Raw genomic sequence first — 23,057 nt, forward strand, 5'->3', positions numbered from 1 at the left:
GCAGAATGGAGGAACGTATGAGCAGAGAGAAAACAAGAGTAATCCGCATCGGAGACAGGGTAATCGGCGGAGGAAATCCGGTCCTGATCCAGTCTATGTGCAATACAAAAACACAGGATGTGGATGCGACAGTAAGTCAGATTAAAGCCCTGACAGAGGCTGGCTGCGATATCATCCGGGTTGCGGTGCCGGACATGGAAGCGGCGGCTGCCTTAAAGCAGATAAAGAAGCAGATCTCCATTCCACTGGTAGCGGATATTCATTTTGATTACCGGCTGGCCATCGCTTCCATAGAATCCGGAGCGGATAAGATCCGGATTAACCCAGGGAATATCGGATCGGCCGACCGGGTCCGGGCGGTTGTGGAAAAGGCCAGAGAGTATGATATTCCCATCCGGGTAGGTGTAAACAGCGGTTCCCTTGAAAAGAATCTGATAGAGAAATACGGCGGGGTGACTGCAGAAGGTATTGTGGAAAGCGCACTTCAAAAAGTACGGATGATTGAGGAACTGGGATATGAAAATCTTGTCATCAGCATTAAATCCTCCAATGTGCTCATGTGCGTCAAAGCCCATGAACTGATTGCCAGGCAGTCTGATTATCCTCTACATGTGGGAATAACCGAAGCAGGCACTTATGTCTCCGGGACAATCAAATCCTCGGTAGGTCTGGGAATCATTCTTCATGAAGGAATCGGAGATACCATCCGTGTATCTTTAACAGGAGACCCGGTTGAGGAAGTGAAGACCGCAAAGCTGATTTTAAAGACACTTGGTTTAAGAAAGGGCGGTGTAGAAGTGGTATCCTGCCCGACCTGCGGAAGGACCAGGATCGATCTGATCTCTTTGGCAAACCAGGTGGAAAAACTGGTTTCAGAATTCGACCATCTGGATATTAAGGTAGCTGTTATGGGCTGCGTGGTAAATGGACCTGGAGAAGCCAGGGAAGCGGATCTTGGAATTGCGGGAGGAATCGGAGAAGGCCTCTTGATGAAAAAAGGAGAGATTATCCGTAAGGTTCCGGAAGATGAACTGCTTCAGGCCCTAAAGGAAGAGCTTATGAAGATGCAATAGGTGATAGAATGTCAAAAAGATTTTTGGAGGTATTTCCAAGTTTACATATTACAGAGGAATTACGGGAGCTTTTAAATCTGGTGGAAGTGGAGAAGGTCACTTTAGGCAGGGATAGAAGCTCTATTCGTATTTACCTTATGAGCCCGAGGCTCATACATAAACAAAATATTTACGGGCTGGAAAAGGGGATCAAGGACCAGCTGTTTCCCTCGAAGCGGATTACCATAAAGATTATCGAACGGTTCCGTTTATCGGGCCAGTACACGCCACAGAAGCTGTTAAAGGCCTATAAGGACAGTCTTTTAATGGAACTTAAAAATTACAGCATTATTGAATACAACATGTTCCGAAAGGCGGAATTCCAGTTTCCTGAACCGGATCTTCTTAAGATGACGGTGGAGGATACCATAGTTACCCATGAAAAGGCCGGAGACTTAAAACGAGTTCTGGAAAAGATTTTCCATGAACGGTGCAACATGCCGGTAGAAGTCCAGTACGAATATGTGGAACCCAAGGAAAATGAGCTGGCAAAGCAAAAAGAGCTTCAGATGCAGCGGGAGGTAGCGGAAATTGTAAGCCGTACCTCCTTTGCGATACAGAATGATGAAGACCGGATAGAGTATGGTGCCGGGTCCGGCGGGGGAGATGGCGGTCCATCCATGGCAGATGGCATTTCTTTGGATGCTATGACTGCAGAATATACGGCTTTCGCTCCTGCAGGCCAGGCTTCCCAGGCTCCTGCGCCTGCACTGCGTATGGGAGGGAAGAAGGAAGCTGCTAAGACCGGAGATTTAAATTCCGGGAAAAAGGAGTGGAAGGATTATAAAAAGGGCGGCGGCTCCTACGGACGCCGTTCAGATAACCCGGATGTATTATACGGCCGTGACTTTGACGAGGAAATCATAGAAATTGAAAAGATTGATGGTGAGATCGGGGAAGTTGCCATCAGAGGCAAGATTTTAACTGTGGACAGCAGAGAGCTGAGGAGCCAGAAGACCATTATGATCTTCGATGTGACGGATTTTACAGATACGATCACGGTGAAAATGTTTGCCAGGGAAGAGCAGATTGACGATTTAAAAGCTGCAGTGGTGCAGGGAAGCTTTATACGCATCAAGGGCGTTACCACCATTGATAAATTTGACGGTGAGCTGACTCTCGGATCAGTGGTTGGAATCAAGAAATCCGAGGATTTTACCGGTAAGCGGGTGGATAACAGCCTTGAAAAGCGGGTGGAGCTCCATTGCCATACAAAGATGAGCGATATGGATGGCGTATCAGAGGTCAAGGATATCGTAAAACGGGCAAAGAGATGGGGAATGCCTGCGATTGCCATAACCGATCACGGATGTGTCCAGGCGTTCCCGGATGCAAATCATGCTCTGGATAAGGGAGATTCCTTTAAACTGATCTATGGCGTGGAAGGGTATCTGGTAGATGATTTAAAGCAGCTTGTGGAAAAATCCAGAAACCAGGGCCTGTCGGACTCCTATGTAGTATTTGATATCGAGACAACTGGGTTCAGTTCTTCCAGGAACCGGATCATCGAAATCGGAGCGGTAAAGGTAATTAATGGGATCATTACGGATAAATTCAGCACCTTTGTGAATCCGGACGTGCCCATTCCTTTTGAGATCGAGCAGCTTACAGGCATCAATGACAATATGGTTCTTCCTTACCCCAAAATCGATGAAATACTGCCGCAGTTTCTTGAGTTTTGCGGGGATTCCGTCCTGGTAGCTCATAATGCATCCTTTGATGTGGGCTTTATCGCCTATAATGCATCCAGGCTTAACCTGGCCTTTGATCCTACAGTCATTGACACGGTGGCGCTTGCAAGGCTTCTCCTTCCGAAACTTAACCGTTATAAGCTGGATACAGTTGCAAAGGCGCTTAATATTTCTCTGGAGAACCATCACAGAGCGGTAGACGATGCAGGTTGTACAGCTGAAATATTCGTGGCATTTGTGAAAATGATCCGGGAACGGGGCGTGGAAACTCTCGACGAGCTTAATGGTCTAAGCGCCATGACGGCGGATATGATTAAAAAGCTTCCTACCTATCATGTGATCATATTGGCTGCCAACGATGTGGGGAGGGTAAATCTTTACCGTTTGATCTCTTATTCCCACATTAATTACTATGCAAGAAGGCCCAGGATTCCCAAAAGTGTTCTTAATAAATACCGGGAAGGACTGATAATAGGCTCCGCCTGTGAGGCAGGGGAATTGTATCAGGCCCTCCTTCGGGGAGTTTCCGACGCAGAGGTTGCAAAGCTGGTTCACTATTATGACTATTTGGAAATACAGCCTTTGGGAAATAATGCATTTATGCTTCGAGATGAGAAAAGTTCAATAAAGTCGGAACAGGATTTAATCGACATCAACAAAAGGATCGTAAGCCTGGGTGAGCAGTTTGGAAAACCGGTTTGCGCCACTTGTGATGTTCACTTTCTGGATCCTGAGGATGAGGTTTACCGAAGGATCATTATGACAGGCCAGGGCTTTAAGGATTCCGACGATCAGGCGCCTTTGTACTTGCGTACCACTGAGGAAATGCTGAAGGAATTTAAATACCTGGGGCCAAATAAGGCGGAAGAGGTAGTCATTAAAAATACAAGAAAAATTGCAGATATGTGCGAGAAGATTTCTCCGGTACGCCCGGATAAGTGTGCTCCCGTCATTGAGAATTCCGATGAAGATTTAAGAAAGATCTGTTATGACAGGGCTTATGCCATCTATGGAGAAACCCTTCCGACAATTGTTACGGAGCGTCTGGAGAGAGAGCTTCATTCCATCATATCCAATGGGTTTGCGGTTATGTATATCATCGCTCAGAAACTGGTTTGGAAATCCAATGAGGATGGGTATCTGGTTGGTTCCCGAGGCTCTGTCGGTTCATCCTTTGTCGCTTATCTGTCAGGAATTACGGAGGTAAACTCCTTAAGCCCACATTATTATTGTGCATCCTGTCATTATTATGATTTTGATTCAGAAGAAGTAAAACAGTTCTCCGGTATGGCGGGATGTGATATGCCGGATAAGGTTTGCCCAGTGTGTGGACGTCCGCTGGCAAAAGACGGATTTGATATTCCATTTGAAACCTTCCTGGGCTTTAAGGGAGACAAGGAGCCGGATATTGACTTAAACTTCTCCGGTGAGTATCAAAGTAAGGCTCATGACTATACAGAGGTTATTTTCGGCAAGGGCCAGACGTTCCGGGCAGGGACTATTGGTACCCTGGCAGATAAGACTGCCTTTGGTTATGTAAAAAATTATTATGAAGAGCATGGGGTGAGAAAGCGCAATTGCGAGATCAGCCGGATCGTGCAAGGCTGTGTTGGAGTCAGGAGAACCACTGGACAGCATCCGGGTGGAATTATTGTACTTCCTCATGGAGAGGAGATCTATTCCTTTACTCCGGTTCAGCGTCCTGCCAATGATATGACCACCATGACGGTAACCACCCATTTTGACTACCATTCCATTGACCACAACTTACTGAAGCTTGATATTCTGGGGCACGATGATCCTACTATGATCCGTATGCTTCAGGATTTAATTGGGTTTGATCCGGTAAAGGATATTCCCCTGGACAGCAAGGAGGTCATGTCGCTGTTTCAGGACACCTCAGCCTTAAAAATCACGCCGGAGGATATCGGAGGATGTAAGCTCGGAGCCCTCGGGGTTCCGGAGTTTGGTACGGACTTTGCCATGCAGATGTTAATTGACACGCAGCCCAAGTATTTCTCTGACCTGGTACGTATTGCCGGTCTTGCCCATGGTACGGATGTATGGCTGGGCAATGCCCAGGCCCTGATTCAGGAGGGAAAAGCTACCATTCAGACGGCAATCTGTACCCGTGACGATATCATGGTTTATTTAATATCAATGGGAATCGAAGAGGGACTGTCCTTTTCCATTATGGAGAGCGTCCGAAAGGGAAAAGGGTTAAAGAAGGAGTGGGAGGAGGAGATGACCGCCCACGGAGTTCCGGACTGGTATATCTGGTCCTGTAAAAAGATTAAGTACATGTTCCCTAAGGCCCATGCGGCCGCCTATGTTATGATGGCATGGCGTATTGCCTATTGCAAGGTGTTTTATCCTCTGGCTTATTATGCCTCCTTCTTTAGTATTCGTGCCAACGGCTTCAGCTATGAGATGATGTGCCAGGGACGGGATAAGCTGGAGTATTATCTGGCCGACTATAGGAAGCGGATCGACACTCTTTCCAAAAAAGAGCAGGACACCCTAAGGGATATGAGAATCGTACAGGAGATGTATGCCAGAGGGTATGACTTTATGCCCATCGATATTTACCGGGCAAAGGCAAGGCATTTCCAGATCTTTGACGGCAAATTGATGCCGTCCTTAAGCAGTATTGACGGATTGGGAGAAAAAGCGGCTGATGCCGTCGTGGATTCGGTGAAGGATGGAACTTTCCTGTCAAGGGAAGATTTCAGAAACAGGACAAAGGTCAGCAAGACCGTCTGTGATCTGATGGGAGACTTAGGACTTCTTTTTGAACTCCCGGAATCCAATCAGCTGTCCTTGTTTGACCTGGGTTAACAGGGGGAATAAGATTCCCCCTAAGGCCCGGACTTTTCCGGACAAGGTAGTAACAGAAATTTATTGAAATTTTTCCAGAATTTTAAAATAATAAAAAAATTTTGAAAATAAGGTTGACATCCGCTGGAATATGTATTATACTACCTAACGTAATCGAGGCGTGGCTCAGTTTGGTAGAGCGCTGCGTTCGGGACGCAGAGGTCGCAAGTTCGAATCTTGTCGCCTCGATTCTGTATCAATAATATGCTGTAAATGGCCTATTGGTCAAGCGGTCAAGACGCCGCCCTCTCACGGCGGAAACCCGAGTTCGATTCTCGGATAGGTCATACTAAAAACCTTCAGGAGCAGCCTGGGGTTTTTTGCGTTAAGTGGGACAGTTTTAAAATAGGAGCGCTGTTATTTTTTGATTGATGTATAAAACGATTGGGAATACATAGGTTTGTCATAGATAAAGAATATAGGAGGAGCCTGTTATGAAGAAGATTGCAGTAGTATATCAATCAAAATATGGAGCGACCAGAAAATATGCGGAATGGATCGCCGAGGAATTATCCTGTGATCTGTTTGAAGGTAAAGATATAAAGGCGAGTGATCTGGAACCGTATGATACCATCATTTTAGGCGGCGGTCTTTATGCGGGGGGCGTCAATGGGCTTAAGATATTAACAAAGAACTTCTCCAAGTTCTCCAACAAGAATCTGGTAATTTTCACTTGCGGACTGGCTGATCCTTCCGATACAGTCAACACGGATCATATTAAAAAGAGCCTGTATAAGGATCTTACCGAAGAAATGAAGGATAAGATCAAAGTATTCCATTTACGCGGGGCCATGGATTATTCCAAACTCAGTCCCATACATCGGTCAATGATGGCTCTTGTCTGCAAGATGACCGCAAAAAAGGACCAGAATTCTTTGACTAACGAAGACAAAGAGATGCTGGCAAGCTACGGAAAAAAAGTTGATTTTATAAATAAAGAAACGATATTGCCACTTATAAATTATATACGGAGTTTATAAGCATTACGGGGTTAAAATGGATAATATTTCGCTGGATGAGATAAAAGACAAATTGGACTTTTTTTATAAAATGTATGATATCGTACGTTTGGTTGATCCGCTCCACAAAAGGGTGCTGGATTACCGCCAGTCATCTTTAACCGGGACACCGGATGTATGCTATCATTATTGGGAAAACAACAGGATTTGTGATAACTGTATTTCCATTAGAGCTTATCAGGAAAATAAAAGCTTTGTAAAAATGGAAAAAAGCAGGGAAGAGGTTCTTCTTGTTACAGCTATTCCCATTGATAACGCCGATCGTCCGGCGGTACTTGAGCTGTTAAAAAATGCTACTGACACAATGCTGGTGGGAAACGGTGATTATAACCAAGGAGAAATATTTTCCCGCTTTATAAAGGAGCTTAATGATGCGGCGGTGAGAGACCCCCTTACAACCCTTTATAACAGGCGTTTTGTGGATGAGCGCCTTCCGGTTGATATTATTAATGCTTTGTTAAAGCATAAGCCATTGTCCGTATGCTTTATTGATCTTGATAATTTTAAATCAATTAATGACCTTTATGGGCATAAGGCGGGGGATTCAACGATCAAAGAAGCAGGTGAAGTCATTGCCCGGAATATTTCTCATGAAGATGTTTGGGCTGCGAGATATGGAGGAGATGAGTTCCTTCTTTGCCTGAGCGGCGTTGAAGAAGACCAGGCGCGTGCAATTGCTGAATGCATTCAAAGGGAAATTGAGCAGATGCCGTTAAGCCAGGCTGTAAAAGGGGGGCCACTTTCCATCTCTTTTGGGATAGAAACCATGAAGGACGTTCCTGTGACTGCGGAGGAGCTTATACGCAGGGCGGATGAAAAGATGTATAAAGCAAAAAAGGAAAAAAGTTCGGATATATGATAAAAATAAGATTAATAAATGAGAAAAACCACCCTGTATAAGGATGGTTTTTCTTTTTCTGTTTTTACTCTTTATCTGTGCTTTCAGCAATATCCTTGCTGATGTTTGCAACAATTACTTCACTTGCCGGTTCATTTATATTTGTACCATCAGGAATTCCAGTAATATTTACATTTCTGGTTACCTTGGCATCATATGTATTTGCCTTCATGATCTCTGTGATATCCAAACCGGTTGTTTCTTTTACAGACTCAATCGTCTTAGCTAAGACAGCTGGTACATAGCTCCCCATGGAAGTTACACCTGTATCACCATTCCCGCTGTCAATTATAGTAACCTTATCAATTGCAGCTAATGGTTCTGCAATTGCCTTTGCCATCTCTGGCAATGCCTGCACAATCATTTCCATCATTGCGGCCTGCCCGTATTTCTTCATTGCATCCGCTTTCTTTTCCATTGCTTCCGCCTCTGCAAGACCCTTCGCCTGAATGGCAGCAGCTTCTGCTTCTCCTTTGGCTTTAATACCTTCGGCTTCCTGGAGCATAGCAAATTTTTCTGCTTCCGCCTGGGCTTTTCTTGCTTCTGCCTCTTTTTCCTGCTCGTATTTCTTTGCTTCCGCTTCGCGCTGTCTTCTTGCCAAGTCAGCGGAAGCTTTTTGTTCTACCGCATAACGTTCTGCATCGGCTTTCTTATTAATTTCGGCTTCCAAAGTCTGCTGCATAACGGCAACTTCTTTGTTCTTTAGTTCTGCTTCCCGCTCTGTTTTTGCAATCTGGGCATTTACCGTAGCGGTCTGAACTGTTTTTTGCTGTTCCTGGTTCTGAATTTCATAGGCTGCATCCGCTTCCGCGCGTTTCGAGTCAGATTCTTTCTTTAATTCAGCCTTCCTGATCTCAAGTTCATTATTCTTCTGGGATATCTCTGTTTGAGCGAGTACTCTTGCATCATTAGAGGCTTTATCCGCTTCTGCCTGAGCAATAGCAATGTCTCTTTCCGCCTGAGCTTTTGCGATAGAAGCGTCTTTCTTGATTCTTGCCGTATTGTCGGCACCAAGATCCTTAATAAGGCCATTCTCATCGGATATATTCTGGATATTGCAAGATACAATTTCAATCCCAAGTTTTTTCATATCTTTTGATGCTTTTGCCATTACCTGATCGGAGAAGGAATCTCTGTCAGTATTGATCTCTTTTAAAGTAAGAGTACCGATAATCTCACGCATATTACCCTGTAGGGAATCCTGTAAGTCCTGGGTAATCTGATCCTGGTTTTTATTTAAGAAGTTCTTAGCAGCTAATTTGATTCCTTCTTCCGTTGGTTCAATTCTTACTTTCGCAACAGCGTCCACATTCACGTTGATGAAATCATTGGTTGGCACAGATTGTTCTGTCTTGATATCCACCGTCATCTGACCAAGGTAAAGCTTATCTAATCGTTCAAGAAATGGGATTTTAATTCCGGCGCGTCCGATTAAAATCTTTGGCTCTTTTTTTAATCCTGAAATAATGAAAGCCCTGTCTGGCGGTGCCTTTACATATCCGCTTGCTAAGATACCAAGCAGGACAATTACAGCTGCAGCAGTAAGAACGAATGGTAAAATAATCTCTAACATAATTTCTCCTTTCAAGCATAAAAAGTTTCAATTGCATTGTGTAAGTAATTCTTTACATGAAGAAAAAACCTCGTAAAAACGAGGTTTTTATAAAACTCCCGGGGGGGACTCGAACCCCCGACCCATTGATTTGAGTATACATTTACAAAATGAGTTTGTCAACACAAAAAAGGAAAGCAAATCACATGAATATGTTAACGAACACATTTATAAGTGTTGATATCAATGTAGATAATGACTGTAATGCCGGTTGATTAAATACAAAAAGCTTAATTTTGGGAATTAGTAGAAAAGTACGGAGTATGACGTACTTCAGGGTATGGGTATGAATTTAAGATATAGAGTAAAGTATAGTATAGCGGGTATCCAATATGAAGTGAACCCTCCATGTTAGATTTTTATCCAACATTTTGGGTTCAATTCAATTTCGGGCCCGCCCTTTATTTATATTAAATTACCATAACCCATCTGTTATCCATTCAGGATCAGAACGGGGCGCTGCAGTATCCGGGACTGGTTGTATGATAGCATGGAAATGCTCAATTACACGTCTTGTCTTTTTAGCTCATACATTATAGTACAATCTTAGCTAAGGAAGGTATATAATATATGTGTTGCTTTAATAGACGTTGTGGGTGCAATTTCGGCTGTGGATGTAATAGATGTTGCGGCTGCAGATTAAATAGATGTTGCAATTTCGGCTGCGGATTTAATAGATGTTTTAATTTCGGCTGTGGATGTAATTTTGATAACGACTGCGATAATGATTGCGATAGAGACCGTTGCGATAGAGACCGTTGCGATAGAGACCGTTGTGATAGAGACCGTTGTGATAGAGACCGTTGTGGCTGCTAATAAAATAAGAATTAAGCTTCAATTTATGGCGATATGATAGTAATAGTACCAGCTTTATCTCAAGATAATGGTGAGAGAAGCTAATTAATTTATATTTGCCACTCTACAAAAAGAGGTAGGGCATCTATATCCCTACCTCTTATAATACTTCTCAAGATTCTAAGAACACGTTGTCGAATCAGTATATGACTATAATGACGGCGGCATTTTCTATCGGCCTAATTCTTCGGCTAAATTTATAATCCTTGTTTCAATAACGCGAATTGTTTCAATAAATTCATGGTCGCTCTTGCCAGTAGGATCGTTCAATCCCCAATCCTCACGACGCTTACATGGCAGGAATGGGCATTGGACGTTGCAGCCCATTGTCACCACAATATCCACGGGTGGGATTTCTGCCAAGAGTTTGCTATATTGCGTTGCCTCCATATCAATATTGTAAATCTGTCTCATTAGACGCACAGCGTCTTGATTAATTTGTGGTTTGGTTTCCGTTCCTGCTGAATAGCATTCCATAACATCACCTGCAAGATGACGGCCTAACGCCTCTGCAATTTGACTACGGCAAGAATTATGAACACAAATAAACGCTACCTTTACCATATCATTCGTCCTTTCAAAGTGTTAATAAACGGTCGCCTTTGATTTCTTCACCACTCCATGTAATTAACGTAAATTTACTACCAGAATGTTTATCAACACGATTAATCCATTCAACCTCATTTGATGCCTTTGCCGCCAACATAGGATTAGTGGTATCCGTGCCGTACAATGATTGGTTGATAATCCACCACTTAGCGGATATACCTGCCCGCTTCAAATCATCCTCCAAACGCAATGCCTCATAAACAGGTGTTGCTTCGGGCAGGGTCACAATAAGAACTTCGGTTTCATCAGATTTCAGCCTTGGAAGAAGTTTCTTCACTGATTCAGGGATTTCACCTTTTGTTCGCTGGATCTCATGATTGTAACTTTGAGTGGATTCCAGCAAAAGCAAGGTATGGCCGGTAGGTGCTGTATCAATCACTACTATTTGATCGTCGGCTTTATCAACTATTTCTGCAAAGGCTCGAAACACAGCAATTTCCTGTGTGCAGGGAGAACGCAGATCTTCCTCAACATAGGCAATATCTCCATCGCTCATACCAGACGCGCGGGCCTTGTCAAGCACTTCGGACTGGTATTTTTTCAGTTCTTCGGCCTCATCGATATGGCTCATAGAAACACCACAGTTTTCGTCTAGTACAAATTTGAGATGTGCAGCAGGATCGGTAGTTGTAAGATGAACTTTTTCTCCACGTTTTGCAAGACCCAATGCAACAGCAGCGGCAACAGTTGTCTTACCTACGCCACCTTTACCCATCGTGAAAATAACGCGCTTACCGCTTGCTGCCAGTTCGTCAATCACATTATTCAACGTAGGAACATGAACGGCAATCAGCGTTTCGTTGTGTACAGTTACATGGTCAGTATTTAACAAGGCACGCACATTTTCAAGCCCTGTGACGTTATAGGCACGCAAGGGAACCATATGAAGCGGAAGCGTTTGTATACTTACCGGCATAGTGCTAATTGCGGTCTGCTGTTTCTCATACAGATTGGAAGAAAGCGAGTCGCTGTATTCAGTTAGTACACCATTGATAACCAGCATTTGATTGCGAACTCCTAGGGAGGAAAGTTCGCCGGAAGCCCGTGCTGCTTCTTTGAACGGTGCTGTTTCGGGACGTGTCACAAGGATTAATGTGGTCAGGTTCCCGTCTGCCAAAGTTTCCACTGCCTGCTTGTAAATCACCTTTTTGCTTTCCAGACCGGAAAGCTGGCCCAAACAGGAGGCACCGTGAGTGCTTTCGCTGATAAAATCACTCCATGCGGACGGAAGCTGAAGCATACGCAGCGTATGGCCAGTGGGTGCGGTGTCAAAAATAATATGGTCATATTCCTGTTGTATTTTACCGTCTGTGATAAAATTGGAAAATTCATTAAACGCTGCGATCTCCACGGTGCAGGAGCCAGAAAGCTGTTCCTCCATATTAGCGAGAACAGCGCCAGGAAGTTTGCCGCGATAAGGAGCAATGACGCTTTCCCGATATTCAGCAGCGGCTTTAATTGGATCGAGATTCGCCACAACTAAATTAGGCACGTCGGGAATCGGAGTCCCCTTGTTTGTTAGCTCCATCGAAAAAACGTCTTGTAAATTAGAGGCTGGGTCGGTACTGATTAGCAGCACCCGTTTTCCACTATCTGCCAGCGATACAGCGGTGGCGCAGGCAACGCTGGTTTTTCCCACGCCGCCCTTGCCGGTATAGAAAAGGTATTTTGTAAGTTTGATAGTAAGTGGATCGAATAAATTCACTTTAGCAGCAACCTCCTTTGCAGCAGCAGCCCTCATTTCCCTGCGCCTTTTCTACTGGTTTTCCCAACAGACCGGCGGACAGGGCTAACCACTCTGTAAACTCCGCATTGGTGGGGTATTTGCCGGTCAAAACGATCTTTCCGTCTATCAGGGTAGCGGGCAAGCCAGCCGGCCCTTTATCATTGATGAAGTCATTCACAGCCTTATTATTAACAAACTCCATTGGTGCGCTGTTGAGATTAAAACGATCAACAGTTACGCCGTTCTTTTTCAACGTATCAAGTACAGTAGAGATACGAAGTAATTCGGGATCAACCCCTACTCCGCAAAGTCCAGTCGAGCAGCACATAGCAGGTTCAAAAATTTGCATTGTTTTCATAAAGTTACCTTCTTTCATTGAATTTATTTTAGAATCGCGTCCCGTGAAGAAGCGTTCCAAATTAGCAGGCAGTGTGTAGGAGAGGCTTTCAGTCGGGAACTCCCCATAAATTGCGCGTAAGATACCATCTATAACCATTGCTTTTGGAGGCTGGTCGTAGGTCTTGCCCTCATAGGTAAATGTTCTGCAATCCACATTGTCACCACAAATTTCGCCACAGCTGCAACAGTTGTTTTCGGTGACGTTGCCACAAATGTCAAAACCGTTCACCCGTATGGTTGGGGAGCTTAAAAAATGGTATAGTTCTGCGAGTTCCTTTGTAGTGATATTGACATTGTTTACTATAACTTGGTAGTCCAGTGCTTCTAGTACACCGGAAAGTTCTGCAAGAGCTTCAATTAATGTGCTATCCGTAGCCATGCAACGATCACAGGTATTCAAGTCCAGATAAAGAAAATCAATACTTAATTTCTTTGACATGGTTTGTTCCCTCCTTTGAAAACCATTTTTGAGTGCTATTTTCGAGTTTACTATTATTAACCTGACGGCACTTTGGTCATGACCAGGGTCAGCATTTACCACACATATTGTCAATGCTGTAAATCTTAGTATCATCCTCTGACACTCCATTCATATTGTTTAAACTATATGGAGTTTTTATATCATTTGTGGTACTGTTCATATTATTTAGCCCATAAACAGCCTTCTGGTTGTTTGATACATCATTCATATTGTTAATGCTCAATTCGCCAACCATATAAATCCTCCTTATCAATGTGACTTTGTTCAAATTACTTTTTGACATTGGGTTCTGGGAACCAATGGGTGGTTTTATTTGCTATTTTCACAAGAAAAAGCATCACGGGTACTTCAGTTAAGACCCCAACGGTAGTAGCAAGCGCAGCGGCAGAGCTGGTACCAAACAGTGCGATAGCCACAGCGACAGATAGTTCAAAAAAGTTTGACGCGCCGATCATTCCGGCTGGTGCGGAAATAGAGTATGGCAGCTTCAGTAGTCGGGCAGTAAAGTAAGCGATAAAGAAAATCAGGAACGTCTGAATAATCAGTGGTACAGCGATTAAGACAATGTGTAGAGGATTGCGGATTATTGTTTCTCCTTGGAACGCAAAAACCAGTACCAGCGTTAACAATAATCCTATAGTTGTAACACCATCAAATTTTTTAACAAAAGTATTGTTGAAATATTCTTCACCTTTCTTTTTGATTACCAGTGTTCTGGTCAACATTCCACCTGCCAGCGGAATTACTACAAACAGCACTACCGATAAAATTAGAGTATCCCACGGTACAGAAACATTGGAAACGCCAAGAAGGAATTTTACTATGGGTACAAAGGCTACTAAAATAATAAGGTCGTTGGTTGCTACCTGTACAACGGTATAAGCAGGATTCCCATTCGTTAAGCTGCTCCACACAAAAACCATCGCAGTACATGGTGCAGCTCCTAAAAGTACCGCGCCTGCCAGATATTGCGTTGCCAAATCTGGCGAGATGAATGCTTTGAAAATTACAAAGAAAAACAGTGAAGCTAATGCATACATTGTAAACGGCTTAATAACCCAGTTAGTAATCCATGTTACATACAACCCTTTGGGATTTTTGCCAACATTTTTAATACTTTGAAAATCTACTTTCATCATCATAGGGTAAATCATCAGCCAGATTAAAACTGCCATCGGTATAGATACTTTGGCATATTCAAACTGATTCATAAAATCGGGGATAGCTGGCAAAAACCTTCCTATTAATACGCCTATCACCATACAGAGAATAACCCATACGGTGAGATATTTTTGAAAAAAGCCTATGTCTGTTTGCTTATCTGATTTCATATAATTATGCTCCTGTCATATTGAATTTTTTCTATATTACGACAATTTTTTTATCGGTGCCAAATTTCCCCTAAGGAACATGACACCGACAACTGCGGTGACAGTGATGCATCTATATATCACCACCTTTACGATGGCAAATGCAATCGGGTTTCGAATTGAATATCTCTCCTAACTGCTGATAAAAAGCTTTTAGGTGTTCATCATTCAATGAGTAATAAATCCATTTACCTTCCGGTCTTGCTTTCACTAAACCAGCACCCATCAACACTTTCATATCATGGGATAGGGTTGGCTGGGTAATATGAAACTTCTCCAAAATACTACAGGCGCACAGCTCACCGCAAGAAAGCATATCGACAATTCGTAATCGTTTTGGATCGGACAAAGCCTTAAGGACTTTGGCATTCTGAATATATTTTTCTTCCATAGTACAACCTCACATAGAATATTTTCTATATGTTATTGTATGCCGCTAATTTTGAAATGTCAATACTATTTTTCGCATTCTTTCATCTAATAAATGTAGCTTCCTATTGTATGTATAAAAGATAAAAAGCCTTCTAAGGGCAAAAAGAGCAAGTGCAGTATACCTATTTTAGGATTTATTTCGATATAAAGATTATTACTTTCTTCAAGGCTAGGTGATAGGAGATGGACACAAGCTGATTTAGCTGGGGCAAGTAAGAAAATTAAGATAGTGGGAAAGTGGTGGGATTGAGAAAAAATAGGGTTTTAAGAAAGAAGGAATGCCAATGAGCTAAATACGGACTATTGGGAAGTAGAATGGCACATGGGAGCCAGAAACACGGGTACAGGATGGTGCTCAAGGGATTTGGTTGATTGATGAGAATGATAATATCTAAGCTCGCACCGGAACAGGCTGGAGCGCTGCATTAATTACCAGAATTTGGTAAAAAGGTTGATTTTAGTTGCAAAAGTTGATATTATAAGAACATATTCTAAATTGTTGTGACTAAACGGATTTCATGAAATTTATAATCGATTATATCAAAAAACTTATAAGTCATTTAAAAGATGGCTTTATTTTCTGTTCTTTCATTTATAAATTTAGAATATTAACAAATATTACACAAAATAACTTGGAGGAATTTTGCATGAAGACAAATTCACTGCGTAAAATAGCAGCGGTAGTATATTTAATGGTTAGCGTATTGTTTATAGGTCAGATCACTACTTTTGCCGATGCAATAGATGAAAGTATTAAACCTGTACATGTGTTTAATTTTGATAATGATAGTATGGGTAATATTATTGATACAGGAAGTAGTCCATCTAATGGCAGAGGATATGGTGCAAATCGAGATGAATTAGTTGATGGTTATAATGGAGAGGGAAAAGCAAGGTATTTTAATGGAACTAACGATTATTTAAAAGTCGCATCTTCTTTTAAATCAGGTGCAAAAGCATTTAGGTTCAAAGTGAAAAAAGATCCTTTAACTTTTTCGAACAAAACTGAATTTATCATGAGTGCAGGTAATACAGAAACTCATGGAACAGGATACTTTGTTGCAATTGGGGCGGATACGTTTAACGATAGAGGTAATCTTTACCCCACTTTAACAGCAAGACCTGAAACTCTTTATATTGTAGCATACTATGGTATTAATTTACTCAATTTTGAGATTCAAACACCTGAAAGTATATGCGATGGAAAATGGCATGATATTTTATTTTCATGGGATGGAACAACAAATAAGAATGCGGTTAAATTATATTTAGACGATATGACAACTCCTGTTGCACAAACAACGGCCGCGAGTACTACAGAAACTAATTTTTCGCCTACTTATATTGGAAGTGATGCGTCAAGTTCGAATCAGGGGAGGTATTTTTACAAAGGATATTTAGATAATGTACAATTTTACGATTCAGCTATAACAACAAATTCTAATACATCATCAAATTTAAAAGCTGTTGGTGGAGATTCTAAGGTTGACTTAACATGGGATGCAGTAACAAACGCCACAAGCTATACCATTAAACGTGCCACAACTGCAGGAGGCCCGTATACAACCATAGCTAGTGATATAACAGAAACTTCATATACAGACACGGAAGTTACCAATGGAATTACATATTACTATGTTGTAAGTTCAGTTAATGCAGGTGTAGAAATAACTAATTCCAACGAAGCTTCAGTTACGCCAATTGCTGGACAAACACCTCCCACAACCGAAGCTAAATTAAAAGTAGTTTTAGAGGTTGCCGAAGCACTCCGATTAAGTGTAGACGATGATTTAAATGTAAATACACAAATGTCTTGGTCTTCCTCAGATCAAACCGTAGCTACAGTAAATGAAAAAGGGATTGTGATAGCTCTGGCACCTGGTAATACAGTCATAACAGTTAAGAGTGCGGACGGATCCTATACGGACTACATAAACGTATTAGTAGTAGAGAATGCAGACGATTATAGACTTGCAATTGATTTAAGAGTTGGTGAAACAGCCAGATTGACAGCGGATGATTTTACTAATACAGCAAATATTACATGGGTTCCGATGGATTCATCGATAGCTAATGTAACCAGCAAAGGAAAAGTTACAGCACTGAGCAAAGGATTGGTTTTAATTAGCGCAAAGGATACAGAAGGAAAAATCATTGGGCGTGTTTATGTAAGAGTAAGAGAATAGTTTGATAAGGCGGTATCCGGTTTCCGGGCCCGCCTTTTTATTAGCATCAAATTATAATCCTATAATGTTACCAATAATTGCTAAATAGTTACTTGAATAATAATATGTTATGTAATATAATCGTCTCATCATGATTTAGGGGGGGATTTGAAATGAAGAGCGTTAAGAAACTAATTGTTTTAGCTACATTTATAACCTTACTATTTTTAGTAGGCTGTAATGCAAAAGCTGATAAAAAGGCTTGGACGGTTGAGGATTTTGCAATTTATGATTCAGACGGGAAATTATTTAATTACCCAAAGGGCGATTTAATTTATTTGTCATATCATAGAGATGAAGACAAAAAGTATCAAACTAAAAGGGGTGTTAAACTTTATGATCATGCGAAAGTTGCTTTATCAAACTATGATCTGACAGATTTTTATTTTTCTGGAGACTGTTACCCAGTACTTCGCCCAATTAATGACAAAGAAAAAGAAATAAGTCAAAGATACAAAAAGAAATATCCAGATGTAAATGAAGCTGTAAAACATACAGATGAATTAGAATATAATAAAATGAGTCTTTATGTTTTTGGATTATTTATAGTAAAAGATGGAAAGCTTATTCAAGTAGAACTTGATGAAAAAGGAATTCCAATAGATGATAATATACAAGAGGCATATTCTATCAGCTTTTATATAAAAGATGATGAAATTTTTGATATTAGTTTTACTAATAATGGAATAAATTTGAATTAAATAACTTACATTAATGTATAAGAGGGTTTGATATTCAGTACCCATTTTTGGTAGAGTGGGAAACTAATTAATACATATTTGCCACTCTACCAAAAAGACAGGCATGGAATACCATTACCCGCCTATACCTGACACTCTATTGCTGCTTTATCTTCTCTTATACCTTTAAAAACAGGCTGCCTAAAGCCTCCTTTTTCAGTCGGCATGGATTCCACAATGCAAACCAGTTCCGGGGCCAGCGGTGTGATTGAGAATGGCGGGGGAGTATGCCAGAAGTCCTATAACCTGACTGAGAGTAGGATCATGGGGTATGGGCGTCCAGACTGGAGCATTATGGAGCAGCCAACATATACCCTTGGTTGGAATAAGGACAACAACGGCTGGTGGTATGCAGATTCAAAAACTACTTATTATAAAACCTGCTGGAAGATCATCAACGGTCATAAGTACTATTTCAATCCGGACGGATATGCGGTCACAGGCTGGCAGGTGATTGGTGGGAAGGATTATTACTTCGAGCCAAGAGCCGGGCACCCGTTGGAATGTGCATTGTATGTAACGGATTCTAGTGGCGTACAGTTTATAGGGGCATTTTAAAGTAACTAAGCATAGACAGGAGAATTAACAATGACAGCAAAAAGACACAACCGGAAACGGTAGCAGGAAACGTGCAAGAGCCGCAGGAAGTACCAAAGGCAGAATCGGTGTATAAAATTATACAAGGTGCATTTGAACGTAAAACTGAGGTGATAGGGGCAGTAGGAATGGCAAAGAAAAAAGGCTTTCCTGCACGGCTGATTATTGAAAAAGGAAAGTACGGGTTGCTTTTCACTGAAACGATTAGTAAAACAGAGGCAGCAGCGGTGATCGATGCAATGAAACAAAAAGGTATTAAGGCCGATATATATAATATAGAAGAAACAGGAGAAAACCACAAGAAAGTAGAATAGCGTGCATATAGAGAACAAAGATAAGAGGAAACGTAAGGAATACAGGGTAAAAAGTTATCCAAACGTTCAAAGAGATAGGATTCTCACAAATTCAAAAATTTACCAGTCCCCGAAATGCTTATGTTTTCGGGGTTTTCTTTATATATACTATTATCTAACCTTTCAGTAACATCTAGAACTATAGTATAAAAATACACATTGAGCCAGTTCCGTTGCAAACTCAAAAATTACTTTTATTTTAATTTTATTTACATTTTCTACCTAATCTTGACTAGTATTATTGATAATGATAATATTGAATTAAAATAATGTATCATCAGATCAAAGGAAAGGAGATCCAAGATGAAAAGTATAAAAAAATTATTAATTATGTTTTTTATGGCAACGGCAGTTTCAACCATTAGTTTTACTGCACTGGCGGCGGCTCAGGGTTGGGTTCAAAAGGATGGAAAATATCAATATCTGGATTCCAGTGGTTATGCCGTTACTAATACCTGGAAAAAATCAGGAGAACAATGGTATTATCTTGGCAGTGATGGATATATGGCTGTCAATTGTTTAATTGATGATGGTAATTACTACATCGTAAATGAGTCAGGTGCCATGCTAACCAGTCAATGGGCGCAGGCGGCAGATGAGGACGGGGCAATTCACTGGTACTATCTCCAGAGTTCCGGCAAAGCAAAAGAGGATGGATTTCTGACTATTAACGGAACAAAGTATCATTTTTCAGAAGGAAAAATGGATACTGGATGGATCCAGGATAATGACACAATTTATTATTTGAAAGACAGCGGAGAAATTACAACAGGCTGGAAATACATTGATGACTTAGGTAGTGATGATGTCTCCCTTGATGAGGCCGGCTGGTATTGTTTCGACAGTAATGGAAAAATGGTCAAAAATACTGAGAAAAAAATTGACAATACCTATTATGTTTTTGATGGGAATGGACTTATGTTGGAAAACTGGGTCGAGTTTAAGTCCGGTTCCAACACTATTTATAAATATTACCGACCATCAAATGGTGACCGCGTGGAAGGCTGGGTTTATTTAAATGATAAAGGCAGTGATGAAGGAAGAAACACAGATGAAGGCTGGTATTATTTTAAAAAAGGAATTGCCTACACTGCTTCCAATAATACTACCTCCATTGCATCCGGTTATGGAGTTTCTAAAATAAACGGCGAAGTCTACTGTTTTGATAAAAATGGAAAAATGGTTACCGGAAAAGTTAATTCCAACGGTGACACTTGGTATTTTTTTGATGAAAGCAGCGGAAAAATGCAGCAGGGTAAGGTGACGATAAAAGATTCGGATGATTTAGATGATGGTACATATTATTTCTCTGACAGCGGTAAAATAGGAGAGAAAGGAAGCTCTTTTACCGGAGTGGCAAAAGGTTATCTTTATAAAAATGGTCAGGTAGTTTGTGCTGAAGAAGGCATGAAATATGAAAAGGTAACGGTAGACGGAAAAAATTATATGGTAAATGAATCTGGAAAGATAGTTACTTCCGGAACGGTAAAAGATGATAACGGTGATAAGTGGAAGGTGGCTAAAAACTCTAATGGAAGTTATACAATAACCAAGGTTAACTAATGACCTAGGCATTCCCACTTCTCAAAGAGATAAGCAGACAGAAAATCGAATTACAGCAGAACCCCGGAAAACACTGTGTTTTCGGGGTTTTCTTATTTACTATGGGTTCCAGTTCTCCGGCTGGGGCCCATTTACTATGTCTACACGAAAAGGGATTTTACAACCTCACAAAAAATAGTATAATGCAGGTATATCCAATGAGAGATGAGGCGCATGTTAAAGCCCGGAGTAGAAAAGAGGTTTAGAATGATAAGATTAGAAGAATATATAGCCAAAAGGAAAACGGAAGATCATATAAATGAATTTGATATGGAACAAAAGGTAAGTAACATTAAAAAGTCCATAGATTATATATTTGAATATTTCGATAATTATCTTCCCATAGAAGGTGCTGAAAATCACTCAGCAGAAGAGAATGAACGTTTTAATAAATATGCCAAAGCACTTAGAGAGTATTCTCCTGAACTTATTAAATGGTTTTTGATGATATATGATGAAACCGGTCATCAGGTAAATAAAACCATACAAAAATATTGTGAAAATACATCAGGATTTCTTCTTGCATTTGAAGATAGCGATTTTAGGACAATATCCTATAATTGCTATGCTGAGCTGATAAAGAAACGTCCTTGTTTAAAAGACGAAACAGAGAGGTTATACCAGTTTATAAAAGAATACCATGCTGTAGTTACAAAAAGAGAATATGAGTACTTTGGTTTTCCTAAAATTTCTGAGAATATCACAACATGGCTTAATGATACATATAGGAAGTATAATGTAAATTTAGCCGCTGCCATTCAAAAATATTTGATATATGAATTTGATGACAATGTTGACATGTGGCCTCCTGGCAGCAAAATTAAAGTAGACGATCCTTATAATATACACCCTTATGAATATAATTACAAAAAAAGGACAAATCTGTTTAATATAAATAGCTATTGCAGTAAATTTGGAAATAAGCCATTTTTGAAAGGAAACAAGAAAAATCTTGAAATTTTGATGATGTATACATGGCTTGGAAAAAAGGATGATTACTTTCAGAATTATTTGGCAGAATTTAAAGAATATTAAAAATCTTTTATTTACTTTAGGGCATTCGAGACTCGTCCCTTTAATTTTTTTGCACTATATGAATGAGGGAACAGTAAAAGCCAGGTTATAGGCGCCTGGCTTCACTTGTTTATTTATTTCCTAGAAAGTCTTTGAATTCCCTTAGCAGGTCTTCTGACGATGCAGAATTGTATTTTTCATTAAAAACATCACGTGTGGCAGATGCTTTCTCTGTCCATAAACCAAATTCTTTATTGGACATTGTGTTTTTTAATCGTCTGGCATACATGCGCTTGTATGCTTTTTCGTATTCTTTTAGAATTGGAGATGAATCCACCTTACTTTTCCTGGCACTTTTTATCGCCTTATTCTTACAATCTGAACAGTATTTTGTATGGTAATTGCCTGACAATATAAAATAATTTCCGCAAAAATCACAGCGTTTGATTTTTATATTTGAGTCTAACATCGCATGAAATTCACAAAATGCATATTCCGTTGGCGTTTTGCAATGATTCAATCTTACCGGGAATGCCTCGAGGCTTTTTAACGATTGGATTGCTTTATTATTTAATTTACCATCTATGATTTCTTGTTTATTGTCAAATGAAAAATCTTTATTAGGCAATATAGCATAACTGCATTCAATGGTAGGTTCGTAAAATTCAATGACAGAAATGTGATTGATTGTGCTATTTTTGATTTGCCATAAATAATATCTTTCCCATGCTGATAGATTATTTAACTCTGTAGAGTAATCTTTATTAAAACAGAAATCAATTAACTGTTTAAAACGGTCCTGATACTTTTTGATATTAAGATCACGTCCTAAAGGCATTTGCGAGTGGAATATATATGGATGTTCAGAAGAATCTGAAATTTCCAAAGCAAACAGAAACACACTTTCTAATACACCTAACTTTTCAAGCTCTTGAAAACTGCTTGCATTTTTCATCTCATTAAAATCTTTTAAATAAAATTCCATTCCAGTTTTTAATACATTTAACTTTTTAAGTTCTTTAGAACTGTTTGTACCTTTTTTCTTGTTTGACTCTTCTAAGCTCCTCTCTAAATCATTAATTTCAGCTGCATATTTGTCAGCTCGTAAGGTGTAAATTTTCTTGCATGATTCCAAAAATATTTGTTCTTTAATTTTTATCTTTTTTGGATTATTAAGTAGTGTTGCTATATGAAATTCATCATAAAGTTTATAAAATTCATTATAGTAATTAAAATCCAAATTCAGATATTCTAAAAAGTTTTCTCCGACAGCGTACTCCTCTTCCATTAAACCTAATGGAGTGGTAATACCCATTGTGTTAGCATCAGTATTATGATACATGGAATATAATTCGAATTCAAGTCCCATACAACCCTCCGAAATCGAAAATCAAGTTACACGAAAATCAGTGTTCTATTATACTCTACCGCAATCAATTGAAAAA

At 40.4% G+C, this 23,057-nt stretch carries 17 protein-coding genes, 2 tRNA genes and 1 pseudogene; 12 read left to right on the plus strand and 8 right to left on the minus strand.

What is annotated here, in order from left to right:
• Positions 1-17 precede the first annotated feature (17 nt).
• The 6 genes from ispG (at position 18) to BMW45_RS22325 (ending at position 7,558) form a co-directional block, all read left to right on the plus strand.
• The gene (ispG, locus tag BMW45_RS22300; protein ID WP_092249131.1) at positions 18-1,073 is read left to right on the plus strand and encodes a flavodoxin-dependent (E)-4-hydroxy-3-methylbut-2-enyl-diphosphate synthase; all 1,056 of its coding nucleotides are present in this window, start codon (positions 18-20) and stop codon (positions 1,071-1,073) included.
• Between the two features lie 8 nt (positions 1,074-1,081).
• Entirely contained in the window at positions 1,082-5,641 is a 4,560-nt protein-coding gene (locus BMW45_RS22305) for a PolC-type DNA polymerase III (protein WP_092249134.1), read from the plus strand.
• Between the two features lie 154 nt (positions 5,642-5,795).
• Positions 5,796-5,869, plus strand: a tRNA-Pro gene (locus tag BMW45_RS22310).
• Positions 5,870-5,895: 26 nt separating this feature from the next.
• Positions 5,896-5,967, plus strand: a tRNA-Glu gene (locus BMW45_RS22315).
• 147 nt (positions 5,968-6,114) lie between these two features.
• Entirely contained in the window at positions 6,115-6,660 is a 546-nt protein-coding gene (locus BMW45_RS22320; protein ID WP_025232856.1) for a flavodoxin domain-containing protein, read from the plus strand.
• Positions 6,661-6,676: 16 nt separating this feature from the next.
• Entirely contained in the window at positions 6,677-7,558 is an 882-nt protein-coding gene (locus tag BMW45_RS22325; protein WP_092249137.1) for a GGDEF domain-containing protein, read from the plus strand.
• A 64-nt stretch (positions 7,559-7,622) separates the two neighbouring features.
• On the opposite strand, the gene BMW45_RS22330 is transcribed toward BMW45_RS22325, so the two are convergent.
• The 7 genes from BMW45_RS22330 to BMW45_RS22355 all read right to left on the minus strand — a co-directional run bounded on the left by BMW45_RS22330 (position 7,623) and on the right by BMW45_RS22355 (position 15,040).
• Positions 7,623-9,170 (minus strand): flotillin family protein, encoded by a 1,548-nt coding sequence (locus BMW45_RS22330; RefSeq protein WP_092249140.1) that lies wholly within the window; start codon positions 9,168-9,170, stop codon positions 7,623-7,625.
• Positions 9,171-10,235: 1,065 nt separating this feature from the next.
• On the minus strand, positions 10,236-10,628 hold the full coding sequence (locus tag BMW45_RS22335; RefSeq protein ID WP_092249142.1) for an arsenate reductase ArsC: 393 nt from the start codon (positions 10,626-10,628) through the stop codon (positions 10,236-10,238).
• A 13-nt stretch (positions 10,629-10,641) separates the two neighbouring features.
• Positions 10,642-12,378: an arsenical pump-driving ATPase gene (arsA, locus tag BMW45_RS22340; RefSeq protein WP_092249145.1), complete on the minus strand. Its 1,737-nt coding sequence runs from the start codon at positions 12,376-12,378 to the stop codon at positions 10,642-10,644.
• A gap of 1 nt (position 12,379) precedes the next feature.
• Complete coding sequence (gene arsD, locus BMW45_RS28880; RefSeq protein WP_166433444.1) at positions 12,380-13,237, minus strand: arsenite efflux transporter metallochaperone ArsD; 858 nt, start codon at positions 13,235-13,237, stop codon at positions 12,380-12,382.
• Positions 13,238-13,325: 88 nt separating this feature from the next.
• Entirely contained in the window at positions 13,326-13,514 is a 189-nt protein-coding gene (locus BMW45_RS28080; protein ID WP_166433445.1) for a hypothetical protein, read from the minus strand.
• Between the two features lie 34 nt (positions 13,515-13,548).
• Complete coding sequence (arsB, locus tag BMW45_RS22350) at positions 13,549-14,610, minus strand: ACR3 family arsenite efflux transporter (RefSeq protein ID WP_092249151.1); 1,062 nt, start codon at positions 14,608-14,610, stop codon at positions 13,549-13,551.
• A gap of 112 nt (positions 14,611-14,722) precedes the next feature.
• On the minus strand, positions 14,723-15,040 hold the full coding sequence (locus BMW45_RS22355; protein ID WP_092249154.1) for an ArsR/SmtB family transcription factor: 318 nt from the start codon (positions 15,038-15,040) through the stop codon (positions 14,723-14,725).
• Positions 15,041-15,728: 688 nt separating this feature from the next.
• Between BMW45_RS22355 and BMW45_RS22360 the strand changes: the two genes are divergently transcribed.
• From BMW45_RS22360 to BMW45_RS22385, 6 genes and pseudogenes are all read left to right on the plus strand, one after another.
• The gene (locus BMW45_RS22360; protein ID WP_166433446.1) at positions 15,729-17,267 is read left to right on the plus strand and encodes an Ig-like domain-containing protein; all 1,539 of its coding nucleotides are present in this window, start codon (positions 15,729-15,731) and stop codon (positions 17,265-17,267) included.
• Positions 17,268-17,419: 152 nt separating this feature from the next.
• Positions 17,420-18,007, plus strand: a complete 588-nt coding sequence (locus tag BMW45_RS22365; protein ID WP_092249160.1) for a hypothetical protein — start codon at positions 17,420-17,422, stop codon at positions 18,005-18,007.
• A 234-nt stretch (positions 18,008-18,241) separates the two neighbouring features.
• Positions 18,242-18,604, plus strand: a pseudogene (locus tag BMW45_RS22370) (CHAP domain-containing protein); the annotation flags it as partial.
• A gap of 167 nt (positions 18,605-18,771) precedes the next feature.
• Positions 18,772-18,957, plus strand: coding sequence for a hypothetical protein (locus BMW45_RS22375; RefSeq protein ID WP_143057078.1), 186 nt, complete (start codon positions 18,772-18,774; stop codon positions 18,955-18,957).
• Between the two features lie 342 nt (positions 18,958-19,299).
• Positions 19,300-20,559 (plus strand): hypothetical protein, encoded by a 1,260-nt coding sequence (locus BMW45_RS22380; protein WP_092249169.1) that lies wholly within the window; start codon positions 19,300-19,302, stop codon positions 20,557-20,559.
• Between the two features lie 246 nt (positions 20,560-20,805).
• The gene (locus BMW45_RS22385; protein WP_092249171.1) at positions 20,806-21,633 is read left to right on the plus strand and encodes a hypothetical protein; all 828 of its coding nucleotides are present in this window, start codon (positions 20,806-20,808) and stop codon (positions 21,631-21,633) included.
• A gap of 109 nt (positions 21,634-21,742) precedes the next feature.
• Here the strand turns inward: BMW45_RS22385 and BMW45_RS22390 are convergent, their stop codons facing one another.
• Complete coding sequence (locus BMW45_RS22390; protein WP_092249174.1) at positions 21,743-22,981, minus strand: DUF6076 domain-containing protein; 1,239 nt, start codon at positions 22,979-22,981, stop codon at positions 21,743-21,745.
• Positions 22,982-23,057 lie beyond the last annotated feature (76 nt).

The organism is Lacrimispora sphenoides (assembly GCF_900105215.1).
Classification (GTDB): Bacteria; Bacillota; Clostridia; order Lachnospirales; family Lachnospiraceae; genus Lacrimispora; species Lacrimispora sphenoides_A.

Coding starts and splice junctions, on each gene's coding strand:
- BMW45_RS28080 (WP_166433445.1), bottom strand. CDS start 13,514: ATGGTTGGCGAATTGAGCATTAACAATATGAATGATGTATCAAACAAC.
- arsB (WP_092249151.1), bottom strand. CDS start 14,610: ATGAAATCAGATAAGCAAACAGACATAGGCTTTTTTCAAAAATATCTC.
- BMW45_RS22325 (WP_092249137.1), top strand. CDS start 6,677: ATGGATAATATTTCGCTGGATGAGATAAAAGACAAATTGGACTTTTTT.
- arsD (WP_166433444.1), bottom strand. CDS start 13,237: ATGTCAAAGAAATTAAGTATTGATTTTCTTTATCTGGACTTGAATACC.
- ispG (WP_092249131.1), top strand. CDS start 18: ATGAGCAGAGAGAAAACAAGAGTAATCCGCATCGGAGACAGGGTAATC.
- BMW45_RS22385 (WP_092249171.1), top strand. CDS start 20,806: ATGATAAGATTAGAAGAATATATAGCCAAAAGGAAAACGGAAGATCAT.
- BMW45_RS22380 (WP_092249169.1), top strand. CDS start 19,300: ATGAAAAGTATAAAAAAATTATTAATTATGTTTTTTATGGCAACGGCA.
- BMW45_RS22330 (WP_092249140.1), bottom strand. CDS start 9,170: ATGTTAGAGATTATTTTACCATTCGTTCTTACTGCTGCAGCTGTAATT.
- BMW45_RS22365 (WP_092249160.1), top strand. CDS start 17,420: ATGAAGAGCGTTAAGAAACTAATTGTTTTAGCTACATTTATAACCTTA.
- BMW45_RS22390 (WP_092249174.1), bottom strand. CDS start 22,981: ATGGGACTTGAATTCGAATTATATTCCATGTATCATAATACTGATGCT.
- BMW45_RS22335 (WP_092249142.1), bottom strand. CDS start 10,628: ATGGTAAAGGTAGCGTTTATTTGTGTTCATAATTCTTGCCGTAGTCAA.
- BMW45_RS22305 (WP_092249134.1), top strand. CDS start 1,082: ATGTCAAAAAGATTTTTGGAGGTATTTCCAAGTTTACATATTACAGAG.
- BMW45_RS22320 (WP_025232856.1), top strand. CDS start 6,115: ATGAAGAAGATTGCAGTAGTATATCAATCAAAATATGGAGCGACCAGA.
- BMW45_RS22355 (WP_092249154.1), bottom strand. CDS start 15,040: ATGGAAGAAAAATATATTCAGAATGCCAAAGTCCTTAAGGCTTTGTCC.
- BMW45_RS22375 (WP_143057078.1), top strand. CDS start 18,772: ATGGCAAAGAAAAAAGGCTTTCCTGCACGGCTGATTATTGAAAAAGGA.
- BMW45_RS22360 (WP_166433446.1), top strand. CDS start 15,729: ATGAAGACAAATTCACTGCGTAAAATAGCAGCGGTAGTATATTTAATG.